The following is a 4988-nucleotide window of genomic DNA, read 5'->3' as shown; positions in this document are numbered from 1 at the left end:
GCGCCCTCCCGCCCGAAGCGCCGGGCGGCGCCACGCTGCCGCGCCCCGGCCTCCTGCTCGCGCGCTGGCTCGGCCCGGCGGCCGGCGTGCGCGCCGCCGTGGGCGCGGCGATCGTCGCGCTGCGCTCCGGGCTGTTGGGCCTGCCGCCGCGCCTGCCCCGGCTGTGGACGACGTGAGGCGCGCCGCGCCATGATCGTCTCAAGGAAGGAGCTGGACGCTGCCGCATGAACCTGACGCCGCGCGAGAAGGATAAGCTGCTGGTCGCCATGGCCGCCCAGGTCGCCCGGCGCCGGCTGGAGCGCGGCGTGAAGCTGAACCACCCGGAAGCGGTGGCCCTCATCACCGACCACGTGGTGGAAGGCGCGCGCGACGGGCGGAGCGTGGCGGAGCTGATGCGCGACGGCGCCACCGTGCTCACCCGCGACCAAGTCATGGAGGGCATCGCCGAGATGGTCCATGAGGTGCAAGTGGAGGCCACCTTCCCGGACGGCACCAAGCTCGTCACCATCCACCAGCCGATCCGCTGATGGTCCCGGGCGAAGTGTTCCCCGCCGCCGGCGAGATCGAGTTGAACGCCGGGCGGGAGGCCGTGGAGGTGGAGGTGGCGAACACCGGCGACCGGCCGGTGCAGGTCGGCAGCCACTACCACTTTGCGGAGACCAACCCGGCGCTTTCCTTCGACCGCGGAAAGGCGCGCGGCCGCCGCCTCGACATCCCCGCCGGCACCGCCGTGCGCTTCGAGCCGGGGCAGACGCGGCGCGTCTCGCTCATCCCCTTCGCCGGGGCGCGCGTGGTCCACGGCTTCCGCGGCGACGTGGAAGGGCCGCTCTGATGCCCGCGCGCATCTCCCGCGCCGCCTACGCCGGCATGTACGGCCCGACCACGGGCGACCGCGTGCGCCTGGCCGACACGGACTTGGTCATCGAGGTGGAGAAGGACCACACCACCTACGGCGAGGAGGTGAAATTCGGCGGCGGCAAGGTGATCCGCGACGGCATGGGCCAGTCGCAGCGGACGCGCGCCGAGGGCGCGATGGACACCGTCGTCACCAACGCGCTGATCCTGGACCACTGGGGCGTGGTGAAGGCCGACGTGGGCCTGCGGGACGGGCGCATCGCCGCCATCGGCAAGGCCGGCAACCCGGACACGCAGCCGGGCGTCACGGTCGTCATCGGCCCCGGCACGGAGATCATCGCGGGCGAGGGGCGCATCCTCACCGCCGGCGGCCTCGACGTGCACATCCACTTCATCTGCCCGCAGCAGATCGAGGAGGCGCTGGCGGCGGGCGTCACCACCATGTTCGGCGGCGGCACCGGCCCGGCGCACGGCACGCTCGCCACCACCTCCACGCCCGGCCCTTGGCACATCGAGCGGATGCTGCAAGCCGCCGAGGCCTTCCCGATGAATCTCGGCTTCCTCGGCAAGGGCAACGCGGCGCTGCCGGGGGCGCTGGAGGAGCAGATCAGGGCCGGCGCCTGCGGCCTCAAGCTGCACGAGGACTGGGGCACCACGCCCAAGGCGATAGACACCTGCCTCCGCGTGGCCGACGCCATGGACGTGCAGGTGGCGATCCACACCGACACGCTGAACGAGAGCGGGTTCGTCGAGAGCACGATCGGCGCCATCGCCGGCCGCACCATCCAGGCCTTCCACACGGAGGGCGCCGGCGGCGGCCACGCGCCGGACATCCTGCGCGTGGTGGGCGAGCCCAACTTCCTGCCCTCCTCCACCAACCCGACGATGCCCTACACCGTGAACACGGTGGACGAGCACCTCGACATGCTGATGGTCTGCCACCACCTCGACCCGCGCATCGCCGAAGACGTGGCCTTCGCCGAGAGCCGCATCCGCCGCGAGACCATCGCGGCCGAGGACATCCTGCACGACCTCGGCGCCATCAGCATGATGAGCAGCGACAGCCAGGCGATGGGCCGCGTCGGCGAGGTCATCATCCGCACCTGGCAGACCGCGCACAAGATGAAGCAACAGCGCGGGCGGCTGCCGGGCGAGCAGGGTGACAACGACAACCTGCGCGCCCGCCGCTACGTCGCCAAGTACACCATCAACCCCGCCATCGCGCAGGGCATCTCGGCGCATGTGGGCAGCGTGGAGCCGGGCAAGCTCGCCGACCTCGTCCTGTGGTCGCCGGCCTTCTTCGGCGTCAAGCCGGACATGGTGCTGAAGTGCGGCAGCATCGCCGCGGCGCCGATGGGCGACCCCAACGCCTCCATTCCGACGCCGCAACCCGTCCATTACCGGCCGATGTTCGCCTCCTTCGGCGTAGCGGTGGCGCGCTCCGCCGTCACCTTCGTCTCGGCGGCGGCGCTGGCGGAGGGCGTGGGCCAGCGGTGCCGCTTGTCGAAGACGCTGCTGGCGGTCGAGAACACGCGCGGGCGCATCGGCAAGCGCGACATGGTGCTGAACGGCACGCTGCCGAAGATCGAGGTGGACCCGGAGACCTATGAGGTCCGCGCCGACGGCGAACTGCTGGTCTGCGAGCCGGCCGAGGTGCTGCCGATGGCGCAGCGGTACTTCCTGTTCTGAGGGGAGGAGATGAACGAGCCAGCCTTGCCGCGCGCGACGGCCGTCAAGCGCTCCGGCGAATGGCGAGCCGCGGAGGCGCGCGACACGCTGACCCTCGACTACGACGACCGGCACCGCCGCCGGCACCGCTACGCCGCCGAGGGCGGCCTATCCTTCCTGCTCGATCTGCCGGAAGCCGTCGTGTTGCGGGACGGGGACGGGTTGGCGCTGGAGGGCGGCGGCTACGTGCTGGTGCGTGCCGCGCCGGAGCCGTTGGTGGAAGTCGCGGCCGAGTCGCCCGCGCTGCTCGCGCGCCTCGCCTGGCACCTCGGCAACCGCCACCTGCCGACGCGCATCGAAGCCGGGCGGCTGCTCATCCGCGACGACCACGTCATCGTGGAGATGCTGCGCGGCCTGGGCGCCGCCGTGCGCCGCGTCTCCGAACCCTTCGACCCGGAGGGCGGCGCCTACGGCGAGCACAACCGGCAGCCCTCGCCCCCGCATGGCCACGGCCACCACCACGACCATTGAGCCGGCCGCGCTGCACCGGCTTTTGGCGTGGCTCTCGCCAGCCTATCCGGTGGGCGGCTTCTCCTACAGCCACGGGCTGGAGGCGGCGGTGGAGGAAGGCTCGGTGCGCGACCGGGCCGGGCTCGTCGCCTACGTCTCCGCCGTGCTTCGAGCGGGCGCGGGGCGCGTGGACGGCGCGCTGCTCGCCGCCGCTTGGCGCGCGGCCGAGGCGGGGGACGACGCGGCGCTCGACGGCGCGGCCGAGTTGGGCGCGGCGTGGCGCGGCACGGCGGAGACGGCGCTGGAGTCGCTGCAACAAGGCGCTGCATTCGCCGCGGTGACGGAAGCCGCGTGGCCCGAGGCGCGCTTCGCCGCCTTCGCGGCGCGGCGCGGGCGGCGCCTCCCGGCCGCCGTCGCGTTCGGCGCCGCCGCCGGCTTCCACGCCGTGCCGCTCCGCCCGGCTCTGGCGGGTTGGCTCGGCGCCTTCGCCGCCAACCTGGTCTCCGCCGGCGTCAGGCTGGTGCCGCTAGGCCAGACCGACGGGCAGGTCGCCACAGCGGCGCTCCTCCCGGTCGTGGAGGAGGCGACGGACGCGGCGTTCGCGGCCGATCCCGACCGGCTCGGCACCGCCGCTCCGGTGCTGGACCTCCTCTCCATGCGCCACGAAACCCAATACACGAGGCTGTTCCGCTCATGAGCAACGGACCCTTCCGCGTCGGCATCGGCGGCCCCGTGGGTTCCGGCAAGACCGCGCTGACCGAGCGCCTCTGCCGGCGCCTCCGCGGCTCGCACGACATCGCCGCCATCACCAACGACATCTACACGCGCGAGGACGCGGAATTCCTGACGCGCGCCGGCGCCCTCCCGCCGGAGCGCATCATGGGCGTCGAGACCGGCGGCTGCCCCCACACCGCCATCCGCGAGGACGCCTCCATCAACCTGGCGGCCGTGCAGGACATGGCGGCGAAGTTCCCCATGCTGGAACTGCTCTTCATCGAGAGCGGCGGCGACAACCTCGCCGCCACCTTCAGCCCGGAATTGGCCGACCTGACCATCTACGTCATCGACGTCTCCGCCGGCGACAAGATCCCGCGCAAGGGCGGGCCGGGCATCACCCGCTCCGACCTGCTGGTCATCAACAAGACAGACCTCGCGCCGCTGGTGGGCGCCGACCTCTCGGTGATGGACCGCGACGCGCGCAGGATGCGCGGGATGCGGCCCTTCGTGTTCACCAACCTGAAGGCGGACGAGGGCGTCGACGAGATCGCCGCCTTCGTGCTGGAAGCGGGCGGCCTCGCGCGCACCGGCAGCGCCGTGCCCTACGTGGAGCCCCAATAGCGCTTGTAGAGGGGAGGAAATTGCCTGCCATGGCGATGCGGACGCGGCCGCCCTTCTGGTCGGGCTGGCGCCCTAGACGGTGTTGCGTACCAAGCCGAAGGCGGCCGCGGCTTTGGCGAGCATGAGGCAGGCGAAGGCCACGAAGTGCAGGCCGGCGACGGTCTGGGGCGGTCGCTCGTAGCCGCGGGCGAGGCGCCCGAAGCGGGCGGCGCAGGCGAAGGACCTCTCGACCGCCCAGCGGCGCGGCAACGGCACAGAGCCCCGCTTGGCGTCCGGGGCGCGGCCCACGTGCGAGGCGGTGCCGTCCGCGCGCGCCGCCTCGGCCGGGGCGGCTCCGGCGCAGCCCCGGTCGACATGGGCGAGTTCGACGCTCTCGCCGGCGGCCTCTTGGACCGCGGCGGCGAGGTGCGCGACCTGTGGCCGGTCCTGCTCGCCGGCGGGGGTGACGCGCAGGGCCAGGAGGCGGCCCAGCGCGTCCACCGCCGCGTGCGGCTCGGAGCCCTTCTGGCGCTCGGCGCCTTCGCGCCCGGCCCGGCCGCCGCCCCCCGGCCGCGCGCAGCACGGCGCGGAGGTCGTGCGCCGTCGCCTCGGACACGCCCGCCGCCGGCCAGCGGCGC

7 protein-coding genes are annotated in these 4988 nt (G+C 73.5%); 6 read left to right on the top strand and 1 reads right to left on the bottom strand.

Annotated features, from left to right (window positions below):
* Window positions 1-224: 224 nt before the first annotated feature.
* Genes ABD067_RS13095 through ureG form a run of 6 tightly spaced genes read left to right on the top strand, consistent with a single transcriptional unit; the run spans window position 225 to window position 4371 of the window.
* Window positions 225-527 (top strand): urease subunit gamma, encoded by a 303-nt coding sequence (locus tag ABD067_RS13095; RefSeq protein WP_343895752.1) that lies wholly within the window; start codon window positions 225-227, stop codon window positions 525-527.
* Window positions 527-832, top strand: a complete 306-nt coding sequence (locus ABD067_RS13090; RefSeq protein ID WP_343895751.1) for an urease subunit beta — start codon at window positions 527-529, stop codon at window positions 830-832. Before ABD067_RS13095 ends, ABD067_RS13090 begins: the two co-directional genes overlap by 1 nt.
* Window positions 832-2544 carry an urease subunit alpha gene (ureC, locus tag ABD067_RS13085; protein ID WP_343895750.1) on the top strand — a complete coding sequence of 571 codons (1713 nt, stop codon included), beginning with the start codon at window positions 832-834 and terminating at the stop codon, window positions 2542-2544. The genes ABD067_RS13090 and ureC overlap by 1 nt, the downstream gene beginning before the upstream one ends.
* 9 nt (window positions 2545-2553) lie before the next feature.
* The gene (locus tag ABD067_RS13080; protein ID WP_343895749.1) at window positions 2554-3054 is read left to right on the top strand and encodes an urease accessory protein UreE; all 501 of its coding nucleotides are present in this window, start codon (window positions 2554-2556) and stop codon (window positions 3052-3054) included.
* Window positions 3026-3730, top strand: coding sequence for an urease accessory protein UreF (locus ABD067_RS13075; protein ID WP_343895748.1), 705 nt, complete (start codon window positions 3026-3028; stop codon window positions 3728-3730). The genes ABD067_RS13080 and ABD067_RS13075 overlap by 29 nt, the downstream gene beginning before the upstream one ends.
* Window positions 3727-4371, top strand: a complete 645-nt coding sequence (ureG, locus tag ABD067_RS13070; protein WP_343895747.1) for an urease accessory protein UreG — start codon at window positions 3727-3729, stop codon at window positions 4369-4371. The genes ABD067_RS13075 and ureG overlap by 4 nt, the downstream gene beginning before the upstream one ends.
* Before the next feature lie 72 nt (window positions 4372-4443).
* On the opposite strand, the gene ABD067_RS13065 is transcribed toward ureG, so the two are convergent.
* A partial coding sequence (locus ABD067_RS13065; RefSeq protein ID WP_343895746.1) for a transposase occupies window positions 4444-4988 on the bottom strand: 545 nt, incomplete at its 5' end.

It is taken from the genome of Craurococcus roseus, assembly GCF_039523795.1.
GTDB lineage: Bacteria > Pseudomonadota > Alphaproteobacteria > Acetobacterales > Acetobacteraceae > Craurococcus > Craurococcus roseus.
This window is presented reverse-complemented; position numbering and strand designations above follow the sequence as displayed.